Source organism: Bacteroides sp. AF39-16AC, assembly GCF_003602735.1.
GTDB classification, from domain to species: Bacteria; Bacteroidota; Bacteroidia; order Bacteroidales; family Bacteroidaceae; genus Bacteroides; species Bacteroides uniformis.
Genome location: NZ_QTLN01000024.1, coordinates 49,274 through 70,198, shown reverse-complemented (window position 1 = coordinate 70,198; position 20,925 = coordinate 49,274). Strand labels below are relative to the sequence as shown.

Sequence of the window (20,925 nt, the reverse complement as noted above, 5' to 3'; positions counted from 1 at the left end):
TTGCTCAGGTACTTAAAAAAAATATTTTATAATAGTGTTGCGGAATTAAGGATTAATAATTCCGGCCGTAACTTGCTGGCTAACTATTCCGATGTTTTCCGTTTGGCAAACAACAAGAATGAAGAGTGTCTCTTCTCCTGGCACTGGTCGGCAGGACGTGACCCCTGGACACAGCAGAATACGTTGCAGTCGGACTTGGCAATGGTGGGATTCGATGAATTTGGTGATTGCTGGGGCGGCTATGCAGGTCCGTCGGTTGATTTGCAGGATGCATTTGGAATTTCCGCTTTGGAAAGTCCTGAGACGCGTTCGGATACGGATACCCGTCGTAAGGCTACTATGATGATGGCAGGTGATGTATACGATTATTTCTGGCAGGACAAGGGCGGATTTGATTATCTGCGGTTTATTTATGATGCCGAATATGGGAAGGGAGGACCTAATGGCGATTACCAGTCTCCTACCGGTGCCAATCACGTGAAGCATCTCTATGGTAACAATAATGACCATGTATTGGGCTTGGGCGTATCGGCTGGTAATATGTACAGCGGCCTGGCAACCCATATCCTGCGCCTGTCCGATATCTATCTGGTATATGCCGAGGCGAAAATGGGACTGGCTACCTCTACTACAGACCAGAGTGCACTGGATGCTTTCAATGCAGTACGTGGCCGTGCCATTCCGGGAGTTACTCCGAAAACCTCCATTACTTGGGAGGACGTCTGGAAGGAACGCCGGCTGGAACTGGCTTGCGAAGGCGACCGTTGGTATGATTATGTACGTTTGGCATATTATGATTCCCAGCGTGCTATCAATGAGCTGAAGGCACAGCGCCGTGATGTTTATTATAGTCTGGGTACTACTTATAAGGCTTATTATGAAAACGGCAGTTGGACGGTGAATCCGGACGAGACCCGTTACAATCCGGATGCAAAGGCGCCGAATGTGACAGTCTCCAGCTTTACATTGCCGTTCCCGACAGAAGACGTGGTGTTCAATCCTAATTTGATGAAAGACCCGGTACACGTAGATGTACGTTCTGAATTCAGTTATTAATTTAATGCTTGAAAAGATGAAAAATAATAGATATACGAATTGGTTCTTCGCGGCAGCTGTTGTTGTAGCAGGCTTTTCCATGGCGGCTTGTGAGGATGAACCGGATAAATATGAAGTGGCAGGGGGAAAGCCTACCTTGAAATATGTTCGTGTCCCTGATCCGGCAGCGGCAGACTCTTTGCTGACGGGGGCTTATATGGCGAATACGATTTGTCTGGTCGGTGAAAATCTGCGGAGTGTTTACGAGCTCTATTTCAATGACCAGAAGGCGATACTTAATACCAGTTACATCACTGACCATACACTTATGGTAGATGTTCCGAAAGAGATTCCTTCGGTAGTGACTGATAAGATTTATATGGTGACCAAAGCAAAGGATACCATAGATTATGATTTCAAGGTGTTGGTTCCGGCTCCTACCGTGAACTCCATTTCTTGTGAGTTTGCAAAGCCGGGTAGTGAGGTGACACTGATTGGTGACTATTTCATTGATGACCCGAATGTGCCGCTGACCATTACGATGGCCGGTAATGTGGAAGTGACTAATATTACGAACATAACCAAGACTGCGGTCAGCTTTATTCTTCCGGACAATGCTCCTGCAGGCTATATCAACGTGAAGTCCATTTATGGTACCGGACGTTCCAAGTTCCGCTATTATGATACACGTAACATTCTCTTTGACTGGGACGGTTCTCATGGCGGTATGGCTATTGCCCACGGTTGGCGTGATGGTAGCAAGGTGTTGAGAGAAGCCGATGAAAACAGTATTGACGGTGCTTATATCTGTCTCACCGGAGCACTTGACGGTGCTATCGGAGCTACTTGGGCAGAAGATGAGTTCTCGTTCAACTATTGGCCGGAACCGTCTGCCGGTTATCCCGAACTTTCTGCACGTCCTGAGTTTGCAGAACTGCTCGAGGAGTATGGCGTCAATGGCTTGCAACTGAAATTCGAGGTGAATATTCCTTCTTCCAATCCGTGGCAGTCTTGCGCTCTACAAGTGATGTTTACGGGTAATGATGTGGTGACTTATGCGACGGGAACTAATGCTTATTTTAGTGATACGAATGTGCCGCGCGGTTTGTGGTTGCCTTGGAAGAATACGGGTTCGTATGATACGGGTGGTAAATGGACAACCGTTTCCATGAATCTGTCCGAGTTCAACAAGACGCATGAAGGTAATAAGTGTGATAGAACTTTTGACAAGACTATGCTGACCGGATTGACATTCTTTGTCTGGGCAGGTGGTGTGGAAGGTAAGGATTGCAATCCGGTGATTATGATTGACAACATCCGTGTGGTACCTATTGAATAACCTTTTAAATAGAATACTGATATGAATAAAACATATAAATTTCCGGCACTGTGGATGATGTGCCTGATGCTCTTCAGTTGCTTGACGTTTACGGCCTGCGACAATGGGGATGATGAAGATACCAACCAATATAAAGGGGGAATCAGTCTGAATGTATTCGGACCGAGTCCCGTATCCCGCGGCGGTGTACTCCGTTTCCTAGGCAGTGGCATGGATAAAGTGACTGCGGTCGCTATTCCCGGTTGCGACGATATAACAGACATCGAAGTAGTCAGTGATACGGAAATCCGTGTCACTGTACCTCAGACAGCCCAGCCGGGGTTGGTTGTCTTGAAGACTCCGAAAGGGGATATTACAACAAAAACCGAGTTGACATTTACGGAGCCGATTGCTTTGGAGGCTTTTGCACCGGCAGAAGTAAAGCCTGGTAGTGAATTGACCATTACTGGTGAATATTTGAATTTGATTAAAGAAGTGATATTTGCTGACGAGGTAACAGTGCCTGCTGATGAGTTTGTCAGTCAAAGCCGTCAGGAGATTAAAGTTATTGTTCCTGATTCTGCTCAGACCGGTAAGTTCATCTTGTCTGATGGAGCTGAAATCCCCAATTGGATTTATTCTGAAGGGGAACTGGAGGTTACTTTGCCATCGGTAGAGGCTCCACTCGACCTGGTAGATAAGAAGCCGGGGGATGTCATTCGAGTTTCTGGTGAAAACTTTGATTTGGTGAAGAAAGTGCAGATGCCGAATGGGGATGAAGTTGAATTTACGATGACTGCCTCTTCCGAAGGAGATGAACTTACTTTTACATTGCCGGATAATGTCTCGGACGGAGAAGTTACGGTACTTCCTGCTTCGGATGTAAAAGTTGTGGTCGCTACTGTTGTAGTAGCTACGCCTTCGAACGTAGTGGCTGTTCCTGCTGTAAACTTGCGTGGTGGAGATATGATTACCTTGAAAGGTACCAATATGGATTTGGTGACTGATGTAACGTTCCCTGGTGTAGAAGAAGCAGTAGGATTGGAATCACAAAACTCGACTGAAATAAAGGTCTTGATGCCGGCTGCGGCTATTAGTGGTGATTTGCAATTGAATACAAATAGTGGAAAAGCAACTGCCGTATCTATTGCAACGGCAAAGCCGGAAAACATTTCTTATAGTGCGGCGACGGTCCCGGCAGGAGAGGCTTTGACTGTCAAAGGAGTAAATATGGATGTAGTTTCGGCTGTTGTATTCAGTGGTAATGTGGAGGTTACCGTATCCGATGCCACCGCTACTGCCATTTCCTTGACTGTACCCACAACTGCTGAAACCGGGGCCTTACTCTTGAAGATGGCCAATGGTGAATCTGTGGAAGCACCGTCTTTGACAATAGAGAAACCGGTATGTGCCTATTTGCCGGCATTGCCTGACAAATTGGTTCGGGGACGAATTGTGGAACTTGAGATTGTTAATGCTGATAAGCTGACAAATGTATTGCTGAATGAGGCTGCTGTTCAGTATATCAATGATGCAGCTAAAGGGGTATTGATGTTGAATGTACCGGCTGAGCTGGATGGAACTTATAGCCTAAAACTGATTTCTTCAAATGGTGAAATTGCTTATGATGTTCTTGTAGTTGCCAATGAAGAAACAGTTTGGGCTGGTCCGCTTGATATTAGTTGGGGTGATGGAGGACGTGTGTTGGTACCGGCTGTATCTTTTGCCAAGGTAACGGCAGGCACTGTCATGAAAGTCTATTTTGATCAGAAAGACCAGACTTGGGCACAGGCTCAGTTTAACTATGGCGATTGGAGTGGCATAGCTTTCTCTTTGTTTGATACGACTATGGTACCGACAGACATTTACGGATGGAGTTTCGAGAGCCGTGTGATGGAGTTGACGTTGACTCAGGAGATACTTGATAATATTCAAGCTAAACAAGGAGATTGTGAAGACCAGACAAATGTAGGTATCATTATTCAGGGCAGTGATTTGACGTTTACAAAAATAACGATTGTAAATTGATGAATTGTGGCTTGAAGAATGTGACTATGGATGCCCTGATTAAGAATGAAATAAAATCATAATTAAGATGAAGAAACTGAATATAAAATGGATGCTTTCGTTGATAGCAGCTTTTACTTTTGCCTCCTGCGATACTGATGTCGATCATGATATCCCAGCAGTGGATACACCGGTATTGGTGTCTACTACTCCTGAAAGTGGAGCAGCCAAAGTGAAAACGGGAGAAATCACTATTGAGGTGAAATATGACAAGAATATATTCTTTGCAACAGACAATCTGAGCGAAATCAAGTTTACCGGTGGTGAACTGATAAGTGCCGATGTACTTGGCGCAAGCAATATACTGACTGTAAAAGTGAATGTTCCCGGGAGAGAGACGGCTTGTTCTCTCTCTATCCCCGAGGGAATAGTAACCGGACCGAACCAGATGCCTGCTCCGGCTGTATCGGTTCAGTTCTCTACTGTCGCTTTGGACAAGGCACTGGTTGCCGCTAGTTCGGCCAAAGCTGTGAAACTGTACAATTATCTATTGGATAACTTCGAGACGAAGACACTTTCAGCTATGATGGCCAATGTTGCCTGGAATACGGAAATGTCCGAAAAGGTGTATGGATGGACTGGAAAATATCCGGCTATCAACTGTTTCGACTATGTTCATCTGCCGGCATCTGTAGCTGGAGCAGACTGGATTAATTACGGTGACATTACTCCTGTTAAGGATTGGTCTGACAAAGGTGGCATCGTAGCTGCCATGTGGCATTGGAATGTACCCAAGAAAGCTGTAGGCGAAGCTTCTTCTACCCAAATATGGGAAGGAGAGACAGTAATGCCGGGTGATTGGAGTGGAAATGTACAGATGACGGATGATGCTGCAAAAGCTGTCTTTGCTGATGCACAAGTGGGTCAGGTGATACGCGTGGCTGTGAAGGATGTGGCAGCGGGTGCACAAGGTTCGTTCAAAAACAGTGGTTGGAGCGAGATTGCTTCAGGAACTGATTATTTTGACATATCCGGGGACTATACATTGGTGATTACCGAAGATGTTTTGAAATCCCTGCAAGAAGGTGGTCTCATCATTGGTGGACATGATTATACAGCAGTTGCTGTTTATCTTGAAAATAACGGTACAGCTCTCGACCCGAATAAGGATTATGCCTTTTATAAGGCAGATACGGAGTTTGATGCTACCAATGCCACAGTGGAAGGCACTTGGGAAAACAAGGTGTTTACCGAAGATTTGAAAAATGCTGCCGCTTACTTGAAGCTATTGAGAGATGCGGATATTCCGGTATTGTGGCGTCCATTCCACGAGGCAGCCGGTGGCTGGTTCTGGTGGGGTAAGGATGCTGCCAGCTTTAAATCTCTGTGGATTGCTATGTTCAATTACTTCAAGACTGAAGGATTGGATAATCTTATCTGGGTTTGGACTACCGAGGGCAATGATGCCGATTGGTATCCGGGAGATCAATATGTAGACATCGTGGGACGTGATGTTTATAATAAGGAAACTGCAGATTGTGTTTCAGAATATACTTCCATTGCCGAAAATTATGGAAACAAGATTGTTTCGCTGAGTGAATGTGGTACGGTCGGACTTATTTCCGAACAATGGGCATCTGGTGCACGTTGGAGTTGGTTCATGCCGTGGTATGACGGGACAAATGAGGATGGTAGCCCGGTAGTCCATGCTGATGAAGCATGGTGGAAGGATGCTATGAGCCAGGAATTTGTTGTTTCCCGTGAAGAGCTTCCTTCTATGGAATAGCAATTTTTAATAATAAAATAGAAAGGGTTGTCTCTGGTTAGTATCGGGGCAACCCTTTCTGTCTTTTATAGCTTTTAGTTGTTGGTTATAGAATTCATGCTTTATACTTTTTAGGAAAAATAGTAATGGATGTTAAATGAGTGTCGTTATTTGATAAAATAGTATTATAAGGTTTGCTGCTAAAAGTCTACTTTTGTCAAGCCTAATTAAAATTTGATAATAATCATATAATGTTTAACCGCTAATGAAATGAAAAATGCCTATGAGAAAGGAGTGATATGTATACCAACCACTTTATAGAATAAGGTATATTTAATTTTTCCTCAAAAAGAGAAGTTTAACCTTATATTAAACGGTAGATGCCGCCAGGCAATACCAATTCATTAATCTAAGAAAAATACAAGTATGAATTTAAATTTCAGAAGAACCGCGCTGCTCGTGGGTATCTGTTCGGCTGTCAGCCTGACTTATACTCCGCAACTTTTCGCCGCATCGGTCGATGCAATAGATGCTGTGCAGCAAGCAAAAAAAATCACAGGTACTGTAACAGATGCAATGGGACCGGTCATCGGTGCCAATGTATTGGAGAAAGGAACCACAAATGGTGTCATTACCGACATTGACGGTAATTTCACATTGAATGTTCAGCCGGGAGCAACGATTGTTGTGTCTTTTATCGGTTATCAGCCGCAAGAAATAGTGGTAGGTAACCAGACTAGTTTCAAGATTCAGCTAAAGGAAGATACGGAATTGTTGGATGAAGTAGTCGTAGTGGGTTACGGTGTACAGAAGAAGAAACTGGTGACAGGTGCTACGGTTGAGGTAAAAGGCGAAGACATCGCAAAATTAAATACTACGCAGGCATTGGGCGCTTTACAAAGCCAGTCTCCGGGTGTAAATATTCAGGCCGTTTCCGGTCAGCCGGGTGATGGGTTTAAAATTAATATTCGTGGTGCTGGTACTAACGGAAATACAGCTCCAGTTTACGTTATTGATGGTGTAGCCGGTGGCGATATTAACGCCTTGAATCCTGCCGATATTGAACGTATTGACGTGTTGAAAGATGCTGCATCTTGTGCAATTTACGGTTCGAGCGGTGCCAACGGTGTTATCCTTATTACTACGAAGCAGGGTAAGGTAGGAAAGGTTTCTGTATCTTATGATGGAAACATAGGTTGGGCAAATATATATAAGATGCCTGATATGTTGAATGCCAAAGAATATATGGCGGTAATGGATCAAGTGGCCTATAATAATGGAGGCCAACCGTATGATTGGTCAAAATTCGTAGATGCTGATTTGCTGACTGCTTATCAGAATGGTACCAATCCTGGTACAGATTGGGTAAAAGAATTCCGGAATAAAAATGCTGTGGTTACTAATCATGCGTTGAATGTAACAGGTGGTTCTGAATTCTCCAAATTTTCGACAGGTATAGGCTATCAGTATCAGGATGGTGCATTCGGTGGTCCGGTGAAGACTGACTATCGTCGTTTTACTTTCCGCATTAATTCTGAGCATGTGATATATCGTAAGGGAGATGTGGATGTGATAAAGTTTGGTGAGAATATATATTATCAGCACAAACAGAATCAAGGTGTGCAGTTAGGTAATCAATATTCGAATGACCTTTCTAATGCTTTGCGTGCTATTCCTCTGATTCCTGTATATAATGAAAATGGTGATTTCTTCATGTATGATGATTTGAAGAATTTTGGAACGAGTGCTAATGGTATACTTGATTATACTGCATATGCTTCTAATCCGATGGCTCACATGGTATATAATCAGGCTGGGAATAATAAGAATAAGAATTTTAATCTGAACACAGCGGCATATCTGGAAGTACAACCACTTAAGAATCTTATTTATAAAGGTCAGGTTAGTTACAAACAATGGTCAAGTTCATGGCGTTCATATCTTCCCGTTTACCAAATTAATAATCAGGGAGATAGCCGTGATAAAGACCAAACGATAAATAACGTGTCTTTGGGTTGGAACTGGAGTTTGACTAATACGTTGAGTTATCGGTTTGATATTACAGACTTACATCATTTTGATGTTTTGGCTGGTACAGAGTATTCTAAATCAAGACCAACTTATGGCGAATCAGTAGAGGCAACCGGTTATAATAGTGCTTTTGGTGACTTTACACATGCTTATTTGCATAATACAGAACGTAAAGCTACTGCTACAGTAAATGGTTATCCCTCGGATTATGGTTCTAAGATGTCTTATTTTGGACGTTTGAATTATGACTTTAAGGAAACTTATATGTTTTCTGCTATCATTCGTGCCGATGGCTCGTCTAAGTTTGCGAAAGGCAATCAATGGGGATATTTCCCATCATTCTCTGCTGGTTGGGTTATTTCAAACGAGGCTTTTATGAAGAATACTGCTTCTTGGCTTGGTTTCTTGAAAGTCCGTGCTGGTTGGGGACAGAATGGTAATGACAATATCCCTAATTCAAATTGGCGTGCCGGTTACGAGTTTGGCGATTATGGTCTTTATACATTTGGCTCGGATAAGAATGGAGGTACAACCGGAGCTTACCCGAATCGTTTGGCTAACCCCGATTTGACATGGGAAACTTCAGAACAGACCAATATCGGTATTGATGCCCGTTTCTTGGATAACCGTCTGAGTTTTACCATGGACTGGTATAGCAAGCAGACGAAAGACTTGTTAGTGGAAGTGGGTACCAATGCGGCTTCCGGTTTCGCTACTCAATATCAAAATGCTGGTACGGTAAAGAATACTGGCCTTGAACTTTCAATGGGCTGGAGAGATCAGATTGGTAAGGAGTTCAAGTATGGGGTGAATGTCAATATGGCCTATAATAAGAATGAAGTAACGGAGGTTAATAACGCCAATCATTTTATTGAAGGCGGTAATGATTTGTTGGCTCAAAGTACGGGTCGGTTTGTCCGTATGGAAGAAGGACATCCTATTGGCTATTTTTATGGTTATAAGACGGATGGTGTCATTCAGAACCAGAATGACTTGCAGGCATATCTTGACCAGAATTGTAAAGGAAATGCGGCAAACTCTAAGCAAGGTGCAAGTATTAAACCGGGTGATTTGAAGTTTGTGGATGTTGATGGAAATGGGGTGATTAATGATGACGATAAGACTGATTTGGGTAATCCTCATCCTGACGTGACAATGGGTCTTACGTTAAGTGCGGAATATAAAGGATTTGATTTCTCTGTAACAACCTATGGCGCTTTTGGTGCACAGGTAGCTCGCTCTTGGCGAAAGTTCTCAGATGGACAGTATGAAAACTATACGACAGAAGTTTACGATTACTGGCATGGCGAAGGAACCTCAAACAGATATCCGCTGCTTGCGCCGGGAAATAGTGGACAGAATTTCCAGGCCATTTCAGATATTTATATTGATGATGCCGACTATGTTCGCATTCAAAATCTGACTATAGGATACGATTTCAAGAGAATTTGGAAGAACTGTCCGTTCCAGCAACTTCGTGTGTATGCTGCTGCACAGAATCTATTTACTTTTACCGGTTATAAAGGGATGGATCCGGAGAATGGTAGAGCCCTCAATGACAAAGAACCGTGGGTAACCGGTGTTGATGTAGGTAACTATCCTCAACCTCGTACTTATATGGTAGGTGTTAATGTTAAATTCTAAAATTGATACACGATGAAAAAAATAGCATATTTAATAGGTGCAGCTTTGATGATAGCAGGAATGTTTGCTTCTTGTAGCTTGGACTCGATGAGTCTGACGGAAAAAGATACGACCAATTTTCCTAAAACGGCTGAAGATGCCAATCAGGCTTTAGCTGCCATATATCAGAACCTGAATAATGTCAATGCTTTTCCACAGCAGTCTTTCTTGTATAATTCTCTGCTGGCTTGCGATGATATGTTGGGTGGTGGTGGTCCCAATGATAAGTTGATGCAATCTTTGGACCTTATTTGTAATACGGGTACAAATGCTACGCAGGACTACTGGGTGGCTCGCTATCAAGGAATCAACCGTGCCAATACGTTGTTGGAGGCTCTTGCTGGTATTGAAATGGATCCGGAAGTAAGAGCGCAGGCTGAGGGCGAAGCCAAGTTCCTTCGTGCTTTTTATTACTACGAGTTGGCTTCCATGTATGGGCGCGTACCTTTGGTGATTACTGCTTTGTTGCCCGAAGATACTACTCCTCCGACTGCCGCTGTTATCTGGGGGCAGATTCTGCAGGATCTTCGCGATGCGGCTGCAAATATGCCGGCTGTTCGCAAGTCGGATGGGCATGTTGATAAATATACGGCTGAAGCTATGTTAGGACGTGCTTGGTTGTATTATACTGGTATGTATGGCAATGGTGAAACTCTGAACGATTTGGTTAGTACGAACTATAGTCCGTTGACTTCAGTTGATTTGCCTGATGGGACAACTTTGACCAAGCAGGATGTGGTTGGGTATATTGATGATTGTGTGAATAATTCTGGTTATAGTCTTGTTCCTGAGTTTCGTAATTTGTGGGCATATACCAATAAATGTACGGTAGAAGATTTTCCGTTTACTGCCGGTCAGGGATTGAAGTGGGTAGAAGATGATGCAGCGGTAAATCCCGAATCCATGTTTGCCATTAAATATAATAAACTTGCATCTTGGAGCACTACTATCGGTTATGGTAACGGTTATGCTCTGCATTTTGGTGTACGTGGCAATGATCAGGCCAATTCTTTCCCCTTCGGACAAGGATGGGGTGCCGGTCCTGTAGCTCCCAATTTTTATAATGATTGGAGTGTGGCAGAACAAGATGATGCCCGTCGTCCGGCCTCCGTATTCAAGACGGAGGATATGCCGAGTTATAATAAAGGTGGTGGTGACGGCTTTATCCAAGAAACGGATTATTATCAGATGAAAATAGGTTCTATCATGGCTTATAGTACGGATGCGGCTGGAAATAAAACGATTGAGCCGGTATTTGAGAAGATAATGTATGGTGCCGACGGCTGGATTAATGATAATCTGATGCAAACCGGTTCTATTCATGATTTGGTTTTGATTCGTTTTGCGGATGTATTGTTGATGCAGTCTGAATTGAAGGAAGATGTTTCCGGTATAAACAGAGTGCGTAGTCGTGCCGGACTTGAACCTATTGGTACATATTCGTTGGCTGCATTGCAGAATGAACGCCGTTGGGAATTATGTTTTGAAGGTACTCGCTGGAACGATATTCGCCGTTGGCATATTGCTGCCGATGCCCTTGAAAGACAGACGGGAGCAAAGGTTTATACAAATGGGGCTGAAAGCCGTAATGTGGCGCAGAACGGTGGTTATGCCGCACGTTATAAGGCTACGGCAGGTTTCCAGAAGATTCCCGAAAACCAAGTCCTCCTGAATGAAGGAAAGGTAGAACAAAATGAGGGTTATACGGATGCAAGTGCTGAGTATAATGGTTGGCAAGAATAGAATATGAATTTAAAATGAAAAAAGATATGAAAAAGATATTATTCGCAATACCTTTGTTTGCAATGCTGCTGGTGGCTTGCGATCCGATAGTGGATGAAATCAGTCCGGATCCCAATGTCACACCGGAAAATCTTACTTTTGAACTTGTGGCCAAGAACCAGGGAAACAACAACATTCAGATTGTTCCTACTCCGTCACGTTATGTGAAGGTTTATGATGCTACGTCTGATATCAAGTTGGCAGAAGGTACGGCTCCGTCGGTTCAAGTAGCTCCTCCTAATAAAGAATTGCAAGTATATGTAACAACCATTAATTCGGACGGCTCCATAACAAAATCGGCTTCCAAATCAATAGCAGTAACGGAGTATACAGATCTTCCCGCTATTTATGCTGATGTATTCGGCACAACTCCGGACGGTGGTTATGGAACAACCACTTGGGTCTGGAATACAGAAGCTGCAGACGGTTGTTGGGGTAATGGAGGTTATCTCGGCAATACCGGCCCCGGTTGGTGGATTTGTGATGCTGTGGGAGATGTCGGAAACGGTAGAGGGCAAATTGATGAACAAGCTGTAGGAAAAGGATTGCCTGATGATGGATTAAATGGTTGGTTCTCACTTAGTTTGACTGGTGTTCAGACAAGTCGTGGTGAAAGTGGTTCTGTCAAGGTGTCAGAAGATGTGGTGCAATCCGGTTGGGATGTAGGTACTATGGAGTTCTCTGGTACTATTCCATTGTTAGGTATACAGCCGAATCAAGGAAATGCACGTCAGTATGAGTATCATATTTTGAAGATTACAGAAGATGAACTTCGTCTTTGTGCTCCTGAACCCGGTGCTGGCGCTTGGGGTACGGCATGGTTCTGGAACTTCAAGAAAAAATAGTTAATATTGAAAGGTACGGGTGGGTAACGACCACTCGTATACTTTTATTACTAATAAAAAAATGCAACAATGAAACGAACTTTCTTTTTGATATTACTGTTCTTCTGTGCTCTTTTTGTTAAAGCGGATGTTTTGGGACCGTATACAATGGATAGTAATGTACCTCCCACACCAACCGGATATGCTCGGGTTGTACTTCCGATAGGAGGTGCTGACGCTTCGGTAGCCGTAAGCATAACTGTTTGTGACGAAAGTGGTCAACAGTATGTTTTGAGAACTACTACCCCAAATGCTGCTCCATATTGTTATTTCTTGGCTTATGGCGTTTACCGCGTGGTCGCTTTAGAGGATTGTACAGCACAATCTAATTGGGGCGCACTTACGGTTGGTACAATTTTCGAAGTGACAGGAGGTGGCTATATTTCTTTAAATTATATAGGAACAATCTCTACTCCAAGTATTGTTCAAGCATCGGGTACTGATGATAATGTTCCTCCTTCCAAAGTAGGTTACAATATAATGAAAGTGTATGGAATAGAGACAAACGGCGGTGGGGTGTTGGTTGATTCTGACAAAAAAGAATATGGTATCTTTAATTATACCGGACATATAGGCGGTGCTCATTACTTTTACATTAAGCCAGGCACATACACTATAAAATCTTTGAGTGCTACCAATGGAAATTATATTTATTTGGAGTATGGAAATGTTAGACAACCGCTTTCTGCTGGTAGGACTTTCACAGTTCCTGCGTCATTCTTCTCCATTGTGTTTTCTAAAAAGGCACTTTAAGAATAATCTATAAATGAATTATTCAACTCAAAGCAGTTGTCGTTACCCCCCGACTTTATTAGTCGCCCGTAACATCGGATAATTGTAAATGCATTAACCGAATAGTACAATTGTTTAATGGTTAAATCAGGAAAAGGCGAGTCGTGAGATTCGCCTTTTCGCATTCATTCTCTATTGCCTTTCCGGATGCAATTCACATTCCTTTTTGTATTACCCCTGATTTCAGGGCGCAGAATGTTTCTTTTTATCCCTGCATCTCCTTCACCTCCTTCTCCCATCCTCCTGTTCATTGGCTTTCCCGGTGAAACCGCTTTCCACCCTCATCGCCCCGCCTTTGCATCGCGCGACACGCCGTAGTATCCCGGCATGGCCCGGTAGATGGGTTGCGTGGGCTTCCCCACATTCTTCAGCTTGCCCTCTTGCTGCAACCGTTTCAGGTGGACGTTCGCGGTGGTGCGCGCCATGCCGCAGAGCGCTTGGAAGTCACTGCGAATCAGCACGTCGTGGTCGGCAAAGTATTCTTTCAGCTTCATGTCTATCTCCACTTCCGAAAGCTTCAGGGAGTGGCGGGTGTATTTACTGCGGATGGCATTGACTCCCGTCATCGCTTGTTTCAGCCTGACGTCGGGACGGAAGCTGATGCTTTTCAGCCGGAGTTTCAGGTGCTTGTTCGGGGTGCTGCGGGTCACTTTCTGTGTGGCTTCCAGGGTGGGGGCGAAGTAGCCCAGCCCTTCGATGTGCACCTCGTGGCCGTCGCGCAGTTCTTCGCCGCAAATTTGCGCCAGGCAGTCTATCGCGTTCATCACGTCGCCCACCGTGAGCGAGCTGCGGGCATGCACGCGGTTGTAGAGCTGCCGCATGGTTACTTTCCCGTTGAGCAACGGGCGGGGATGGAGGCCTCTCTCTTCAGGGGCTTCCTCATTAGTGCCCGGATTCTCGTACCAGTCATATAGTATTGCCATATCAATAGGTTTTAGTGCGTTCAACATACTTGTTTCTTCCCTCGGAAGTGTCTTCCTGTAAGTGAACGACTCCGGTCGGCCGAACGAATAACCCGGGTCGTTCGATTGAACGACCTAAGTCAGTCGATTGGACGACCCGGGGCGTTCACTTATAAAGAACCGTGCAAAGGTACTGAAAATAAAGGGTTCCGAAGCATAAATAAGTATGTTTGTCGGCAGGAATGATTTTTGAAGAATAAGCGGAGAATGGTTTGCAAAACGCCCTCGGCAGGCAGTAACTTTGGCGAAGAGGCGAGAGGAAAGAAAGGATGATTCCCTTCCTCGAAACCTCCCAATAATCATTTTAATAAAAAATATTTATGAAGAAAAAACTGATGACTTTGCAGCAACACCGGCTCTTGAAGGAAGCGGGACAACTGATAGCCTTTTCCGAAAGGCTGAAACACGCACAAAAAGAAACGACCGACCGAAACTGGAAGGAGCGGGAAGAGCAGCGCCGCCGGAGCGCGAAAGCCGCAAGCACCGTGACTGCACTGAGCGGCGACATCGAGGAGTTCCTCACTTCGCGCTACGACTTTCGCTATAATCTGCTGACGGATGAAACCGAGTTCCGCCCCGCCGGACAACGCTCTGCCGCCTTCACCCCCGTGGGCAAGCGCGAGTTGAACACTTTCTGCATCGAAGCCCATGCCGAAGGTATTCCTTGCTGGGACAAGGACTTGAACCGATACGTCTATTCCACTTACATCCCTGCCTACCATCCCTTCCTGCTCTACATGGACGAACTGCCCGATTGGGACGGCAAGGACCGGCTGACTGCGCTTGCCTGCCGCGTCTCTTCTCGGCCTCACTGGGTGCGGGGATTCCATACCTGGATGCTGGGACTTGCCTCGCAATGGATGGGCGTGTCCGGACTGCATGCCAACAGCGTGGCTCCCGTTCTCGTCAGCCGCGAGCAGGGACGACGGAAATCCAGCTTTTGTCGCGCCTTGATGCCTGACGTGCTGACGCGTTACTACGCCGACAACCTGAAACTGACCTCGCAGGGACAAGCTGAGAGAATGCTGGCGGAAATGGGGCTGCTCAATATGGACGAGTTCGACAAGTATGCCGACAACAAAATGCCCTTACTGAAAAATCTGATGCAGATGTCGGTGCTCAACATCCGCAAGGCCTATCAGCAGAACTTCAGGCAACTGCCCCGTATCGCCTCGTTCATCGGCACCAGCAACCGGTTCGACCTGCTGACCGACCCCACCGGGAGCCGGCGCTTCCTCTGCATCGAGGTGAAGCACAATATTGACTGCATAGGCATAGAGCACGACCAGATTTTTGCCCAACTGAAAGCGGAACTCATTGCCGGGCGGCGCAACTGGTTCACCAAGCCGGAGGAGGAGGAACTGCAATGGCATAACGAGGCTTTCTATCGTGTCAGCCTTGTGGAGGAGGCAGTTCACAGCTTGTTTCGTGCCCCGCTTCCGGCAGAGAAGAGCTTCGATCTGACTGCCGCCGACATCTTTGATGAGTTACAAAAAACGCATCCCGCCCTGATGCGTGGCAGCAATCCCGTGCAGTTCGGCTCGGTGCTGTTGCGGGCGGGACTGAAACGCCGGCATACGAAGTACGGCAACGTATACGAGGTGGTGAGAAGGAAAAAAGAAGTTTCACCGGAAAGGGTTGAACGATAGGGAAATAATGCGAAAGGTGAAGGGGTGAAGGAAGAGAAAGCCGGTTTATAGTCTCATTACGGATTGACATAGATTCCTATTAATTCAGGTTGTAGATGCCGATGGGATAAATATTTTCGCTCATAATAACTGTATATTTTATAGATTTCTATAAAAGTAACTTTTTTATAAGAACAAAACAAGCGAAAGTTGCGATTTTCACTACTTCTTGTCGGATAAAAAACTTATCTTTGCGATTGAAACAATCTCTTGTTAATGATATGAAATACACATCATATTCTTATCCTTCAGGCAGGGCGGAAGTGGCTGCATTTGTTGTGACCGGCGGAGTGACGGAATACCATGTGATGATACATGCCACTGACCCGAAACAGACCTATCGTGAACAGATGAATGTCGTGTTGGATGCGTATGCCGCTTTACTGAAAAAAGAACTGTCCGGAGCCGTGGCGGTTTTTAAAAGATACTTCCTGAGTGATGCCGCCAACCAAGCGGAACTGTTGCTTGCCGCTACGGCAGAAAGCTCCGATTGCGCGCTGTCTGTGGTGGAACAGCCTCCGCTGGATGGTACCAAGATTGCTTTGTGGGCCTATCTGCAGACCGATGTGCAGACACGAGTGCTGCCGAACGGACTGTATGAAGTGAAACACGGTGTTTACCGCCAGCTCTGGATGGGAGGCAGCTTCAACCGTGCCGCCAATTCGGAATACCAGATGCGTCTTTTGCTCAACGACTATGCCATGCAACTGATGGAGGAAGGGTGTACTCTGGCCGACAATTGCCTGCGTACCTGGATATTTGTGCAGAATGTGGATTGCAATTATGCCGGTGTAGTCAAGGCACGTAATGAGATGTTCGTCACCCAGAACCTGACGGAGAACACGCACTATATTGCCAGTACCGGTATCGGTGGGCGTCATGCCGACCCGAAGGCATTGGTGATGCTTGACGCTTTTGCCGTAGCGGGATTAAAGCCCGGACAAATCAAATATCTCTATGCCCGCACACACTTGAATCCCACTTATGAGTATGGAGTCAGTTTCGAACGGGGAACGGCGGTGGATTACGACGACCGCCGACAAGTGCTCATTTCCGGTACGGCGAGTATCAACAACCGTGGGGAAGTGATGTATGCCGGAGATGTCCGTCGTCAGACGGAACGGATGTGGGAGAATGTGGAAGCTCTGCTGAAAGAGGCTGACTGCGGCTTTGGAGATGTGGGGCATATCATTGTCTATCTGCGTGATATTGCGGACTATGCTGTAGTGAAAGAGATGTTTGACAAGCGTTTTCCCGATATTCCGAGAGTTGTCACGTTGGCTCCCGTCTGTCGTCCGGGGTGGCTGGTGGAAATGGAGTGTATGGCGGTGAAGAAAATCTCTGATTAAAAATATTATCTTTGGTTAATTGAATATTAGGCTGACAGTTGGTAAACGCCTACCTTTGTTGAAATTCTAATGTATAAGGATGAAAACACGTATCTTGCTTTTCTGTATCAGTTGCCTTCTTTGGGCAAGTTGTGAAAATTCCAGACAGAATTATGTGATTGAAGGAACGTTGCCGTCGGTGAAATACGACGGGGAATGGATATACCTCGTGCCGATGGAGAATGCGCCGGGGCGGGTGGATTCTGTAAAGATAACCAATGCCTCTTTTTCTTTTTCCGGACAAGGGGAGGAGATGAGGGTGTTGCGTCTGCGCCATCTGCTGCGTATCTACATCCAGGAACTGCTGGTGGTGACGGAGCCGGGAACCATACATGTGAAGGCCGACTCTGTCGGCTCGGTAACGGGCACTTCGCAAAATGATGCCCTTCAGAAATGGAAAGAGGGGAGGGAAAAGATGCAAGAGGCTTACCATTTCATCCGGACGGGACTACGGAATGCCACCGGAAAAGATTCACTGCATCTGACACAGATACGTGACAGTCTGAGGATGCAGGAGCAGGAAACGAACTTTCTTTTCCTGAAAGAGCAGGGAAACAATACGTTGGGAACATTCATGCGGAAGATGGTGCGTGGCTCCTTGACGGAAGAACAACAAAAACTGTTGGATGAAAGCTTGCAGAAGGAAATACATTGAATGGGGAGCGGCAGGAATCGGCGCTTTGGCGTTGTTTCTTTTTTTCTTCCGGATATTGCCCTATCATCTGTTCCATCGGGAGCAGACACAGCTCTTTTTGCTTGCCACCGAACCATTGGCCGGGTATCTGCGGCATCCGGCGGCTCTGGCACGTCTGTCAGGAGATTTCCTCACTCAATTCTTTTATTACGAAGGGGGTGGTCCGGCCATAATGGCTGTCGTGCTGTTGCTTTGGGGAGTGGTGGTGTTTCGTTTGTTGGTTCCGTACATGGGACGTTGGGCGTGGGTTCCTACGGTGTTGGCGGTGGCTTGGGAGGCAGGAAGGCAATGCGGATTGAGTTATCCGCTTTCCGGCACAATCGCTTTAACCGGTATCGGAGGTGTTTTGTTGTTGTGTCGTAGCTGCATGCGACGTTCGTGGAAGTCGGGCTTACCGGTAAGCATATTGGCGGTATTGTCCGGCTATTGGCTGTTTGGCTGTGGCGATTGGTCGTCACGATGGTACAATATGCCCGATTTAGGGCGGGAATATCTTTTGGCGTTGGATTCGGAAATGTATTTCGGCCGTTCGGAAAAAGTACGGAAACTGTTGGTGGAGGGTGAATACCGCTCTCCGTTCACTGCCTATTATTATAATTTGCTGAATGCACAGCAGAACCGGCTTCCCGACCGGCTGATGGATGGTTATCAACCGGCTTCGCAAGGGCTGTTTCTGCCCGTGGCTCCCCATTCTACCTACCTCACTATTTATGCAGCCAATGAAGTCTGGTTTGCGTTGGGAGATATGACGATGGCTGAACATGCTGCCATTCTGGGAATGATTTTTTCTCCGCATCATACCGGAGCAAGAGCTGTCAAGCGTTTGGCGGAAATCAACCTGGTGAACGGTGATGAGGCGGCGGCTATGAAATATCTTCGTCTCCTGCAAAAGACAATGTGTTACCGTGATTGGGCAGAACGACGTATTCCCGGAAAACAGACGGCCGAAGTCTGCCAATGGCTGGAACGGAAGCGGTTGTTGTTGCCTGCAACGGATACTTTGCGTTCTTCTGCCGACATTCCGCTTTCACTTCGTCATCTGTTACGTAATAATCCTGATAATACGTTGGCATGCGATTACCTTCTCTGCTTTGATTTGCTGAATAAGGATATTGGGGCTTTCGCCGGAGATTATCGGGAGTTTGCTGCAAAGAAGTTTCCTTCCAGATTGTATGCCGAAGGTTTACTTATCTATCTTGCCGGGAAAAAGGCTTCGTTGGATGAAGTGGAAAAATGGAATATACCGCCTCAAGTATTGGATGAATTCAGTGAATATACCCGGCTGTACGAGGCGAATGGTGGTAATGGTGCCCCTTTGCAAGCCAAATACGGAAAAACATATTGGTTTTATTTCCACTATGCTACGATGAAAAAGGGGAAGTGATTTATGATGAACATAGATATGAAATATATACAAGTTGTTGTGGGGCTGTTACTGTGCTACTGCCTATATGCTTGCAGTCCCCGTCCGGAGTCTGTACAGCCTGCAGACCGGTTATTGGTGCTCTATCCGGAATATCAGGATGTAACCATTCCCTACAATGTGGCTCCTTTGAATTTCCTTGTGCGGAATGAAGGGGTGGATGCGGTATGCGTGAGTGTAAAGGGAGCATCGGACAGCTTGGAGATAAATGCGCGCGGGAACAAGGCGATATTCCCCTTGAAAGCTTGGCGTGCATTGCTTGAAGCGGAGAAGGAACATACTTTGGAAGTAACTGTTACTGCCCGTACCGACGGCCGCTGGCTGCGCTATCCTTCCTTTGCATGGCAGGTAGTGGCGGACAAGCTTGACGCCTATGTCAGTTACCGTCTGATAGAGCCCGGTTATGAGGTATGGAATACCTTGCAGATACGTGAACGTTGTATTGAGAATTTCGAAGAGCGTATTTTGGCGGATAACAGTCAGACAGACGGCAAGTGCATGAACTGTCATGTGCACGGAGGAAATAGTGGCAACCTTTCGATGTTCCATCTTCGGGGTGAGGGAGGGGGGACTGTCCTGAACCGTGACGGCAAGCTCCGTAAGCTTGCCTTGAAGAATGAACAGATGATATCTGCGGCTGTCTACGGGGATTTCCATCCTGACGGGCGGTATGGTGTGTTCTCGTCTAATGTGATTATTCCCATGTTCCATACGGAAAGTAACCGCCGTCTGGAAGTTTACGATACCGTCTCCGATTTGGCTGTCGCCGATTTTGACGGAAACCGGATGATTCTATCTCCGCTTACGGCGGATTCCACCGTATTGGAAACTTTTCCCACATTCTCTGCCGATGGGAAATGGATATATTACTGCTCAGCTCCGACTGTGCCATTGCCGGACAGCGTACAGCAATTACGCTATTCGCTTTGCCGCATTGCGTTCGATGCCAATCACGGCGCATGGGGTGACCGCGTGGATACCCTTTGGAATGCCCGGCTGGAGAAAGGCTCCGTGTGTCATCCGAAAGCCTCACCGGACGGACGCTACCTGCTTTATACCGTTGCTGATTATGGAACATTCCCCATTTGGCACCGGGAGACGGAATTGCAGCTGATGGATTTGCAGACGGGCGCCATCGACTCCCTGCCAATGGTCAACTCCAGCCGTTCGGACACTTATCACAGTTGGTCGTCAGGCAGCCGTTGGTTTGCCTTTGCCAGCAAGCGGGGTGACGGGCAGTACGGGCGGGTTTATTTTGCCTATCTGGATGCTGAAGGGAAGGCGCATAAGCCTTTTGTGCTACCCCAGTCGGACCCTGAAAAAGACGATTTGACATTGAAATCCTACAATATTCCCGATTTGTCGGCTACTCCCGTTCCTTTTGATGCTTCTTCCATCAAGCGGATAAACCGGCAACTGAAGGCTGAGGAATTCAAATGACAAGACATACAGAGAGTACCAAATTGTAAATAA

Annotated in this window: 14 protein-coding genes; 13 read left to right on the top strand and 1 reads right to left on the bottom strand. The window is 46.1% G+C overall.

The window, feature by feature from the left end; genetic code table 11:
• The 8 genes from DW039_RS16900 to DW039_RS16865 all read left to right on the top strand — a co-directional run.
• Nucleotides 1–1,056 (top strand): RagB/SusD family nutrient uptake outer membrane protein (locus tag DW039_RS16900; protein WP_120382162.1); only part of this gene is annotated, 1,056 nt, incomplete at its 5' end.
• A 16-nt stretch (nt 1,057–1,072) separates the two neighbouring features.
• Nucleotides 1,073–2,374 carry a glycan-binding surface protein gene (locus DW039_RS16895; RefSeq protein ID WP_005834814.1) on the top strand — a complete coding sequence of 434 codons (1,302 nt, stop codon included), beginning with the start codon at nt 1,073–1,075 and terminating at the stop codon, nt 2,372–2,374.
• Between the two features lie 21 nt (nt 2,375–2,395).
• Nucleotides 2,396–4,381: a hypothetical protein gene (locus tag DW039_RS16890; RefSeq protein WP_005825014.1), complete on the top strand. Its 1,986-nt coding sequence runs from the start codon at nt 2,396–2,398 to the stop codon at nt 4,379–4,381.
• Nucleotides 4,382–4,448: 67 nt separating this feature from the next.
• The gene (locus DW039_RS16885) at nt 4,449–6,146 is read left to right on the top strand and encodes a glycosyl hydrolase (RefSeq protein ID WP_005825012.1); all 1,698 of its coding nucleotides are present in this window, start codon (nt 4,449–4,451) and stop codon (nt 6,144–6,146) included.
• A 405-nt stretch (nt 6,147–6,551) separates the two neighbouring features.
• Complete coding sequence (locus DW039_RS16880; RefSeq protein ID WP_005825009.1) at nt 6,552–9,800, top strand: TonB-dependent receptor; 3,249 nt, start codon at nt 6,552–6,554, stop codon at nt 9,798–9,800.
• Between the two features lie 12 nt (nt 9,801–9,812).
• Nucleotides 9,813–11,582: a RagB/SusD family nutrient uptake outer membrane protein gene (locus DW039_RS16875; protein ID WP_005825008.1), complete on the top strand. Its 1,770-nt coding sequence runs from the start codon at nt 9,813–9,815 to the stop codon at nt 11,580–11,582.
• A 26-nt stretch (nt 11,583–11,608) separates the two neighbouring features.
• A complete protein-coding gene (locus DW039_RS16870) occupies nt 11,609–12,466 on the top strand; it encodes a hypothetical protein (protein ID WP_005834823.1) in 858 nt (285 codons plus the stop codon).
• 69 nt (nt 12,467–12,535) lie between these two features.
• Nucleotides 12,536–13,258 carry a hypothetical protein gene (locus tag DW039_RS16865; protein ID WP_005825006.1) on the top strand — a complete coding sequence of 241 codons (723 nt, stop codon included), beginning with the start codon at nt 12,536–12,538 and terminating at the stop codon, nt 13,256–13,258.
• A 320-nt stretch (nt 13,259–13,578) separates the two neighbouring features.
• Here DW039_RS16865 and DW039_RS16860 read toward each other — a convergent pair whose 3' ends face one another.
• On the bottom strand, nt 13,579–14,220 hold the full coding sequence (locus tag DW039_RS16860) for an HU family DNA-binding protein (RefSeq protein WP_005834825.1): 642 nt from the start codon (nt 14,218–14,220) through the stop codon (nt 13,579–13,581).
• A 359-nt stretch (nt 14,221–14,579) separates the two neighbouring features.
• On the opposite strand from DW039_RS16860, the gene DW039_RS16855 reads away from it, so the two are divergent.
• From DW039_RS16855 to DW039_RS16835, 5 genes are all read left to right on the top strand, one after another.
• On the top strand, nt 14,580–15,908 hold the full coding sequence (locus DW039_RS16855; RefSeq protein WP_120046637.1) for a VapE domain-containing protein: 1,329 nt from the start codon (nt 14,580–14,582) through the stop codon (nt 15,906–15,908).
• 260 nt (nt 15,909–16,168) lie between these two features.
• Nucleotides 16,169–17,296 carry a Rid family hydrolase gene (locus DW039_RS16850; protein ID WP_120046638.1) on the top strand — a complete coding sequence of 376 codons (1,128 nt, stop codon included), beginning with the start codon at nt 16,169–16,171 and terminating at the stop codon, nt 17,294–17,296.
• Nucleotides 17,297–17,375: 79 nt separating this feature from the next.
• Complete coding sequence (locus DW039_RS16845; RefSeq protein WP_120046639.1) at nt 17,376–17,990, top strand: DUF4369 domain-containing protein; 615 nt, start codon at nt 17,376–17,378, stop codon at nt 17,988–17,990.
• Nucleotides 17,962–19,413, top strand: coding sequence for a DUF6057 family protein (locus tag DW039_RS16840; RefSeq protein WP_120046640.1), 1,452 nt, complete (start codon nt 17,962–17,964; stop codon nt 19,411–19,413). The genes DW039_RS16845 and DW039_RS16840 overlap by 29 nt, the downstream gene beginning before the upstream one ends.
• A 3-nt stretch (nt 19,414–19,416) precedes the next feature.
• On the top strand, nt 19,417–20,892 hold the full coding sequence (locus DW039_RS16835; RefSeq protein WP_057254008.1) for a PD40 domain-containing protein: 1,476 nt from the start codon (nt 19,417–19,419) through the stop codon (nt 20,890–20,892).
• The last annotated feature ends 33 nt before the right edge of the window (nt 20,893–20,925 follow it).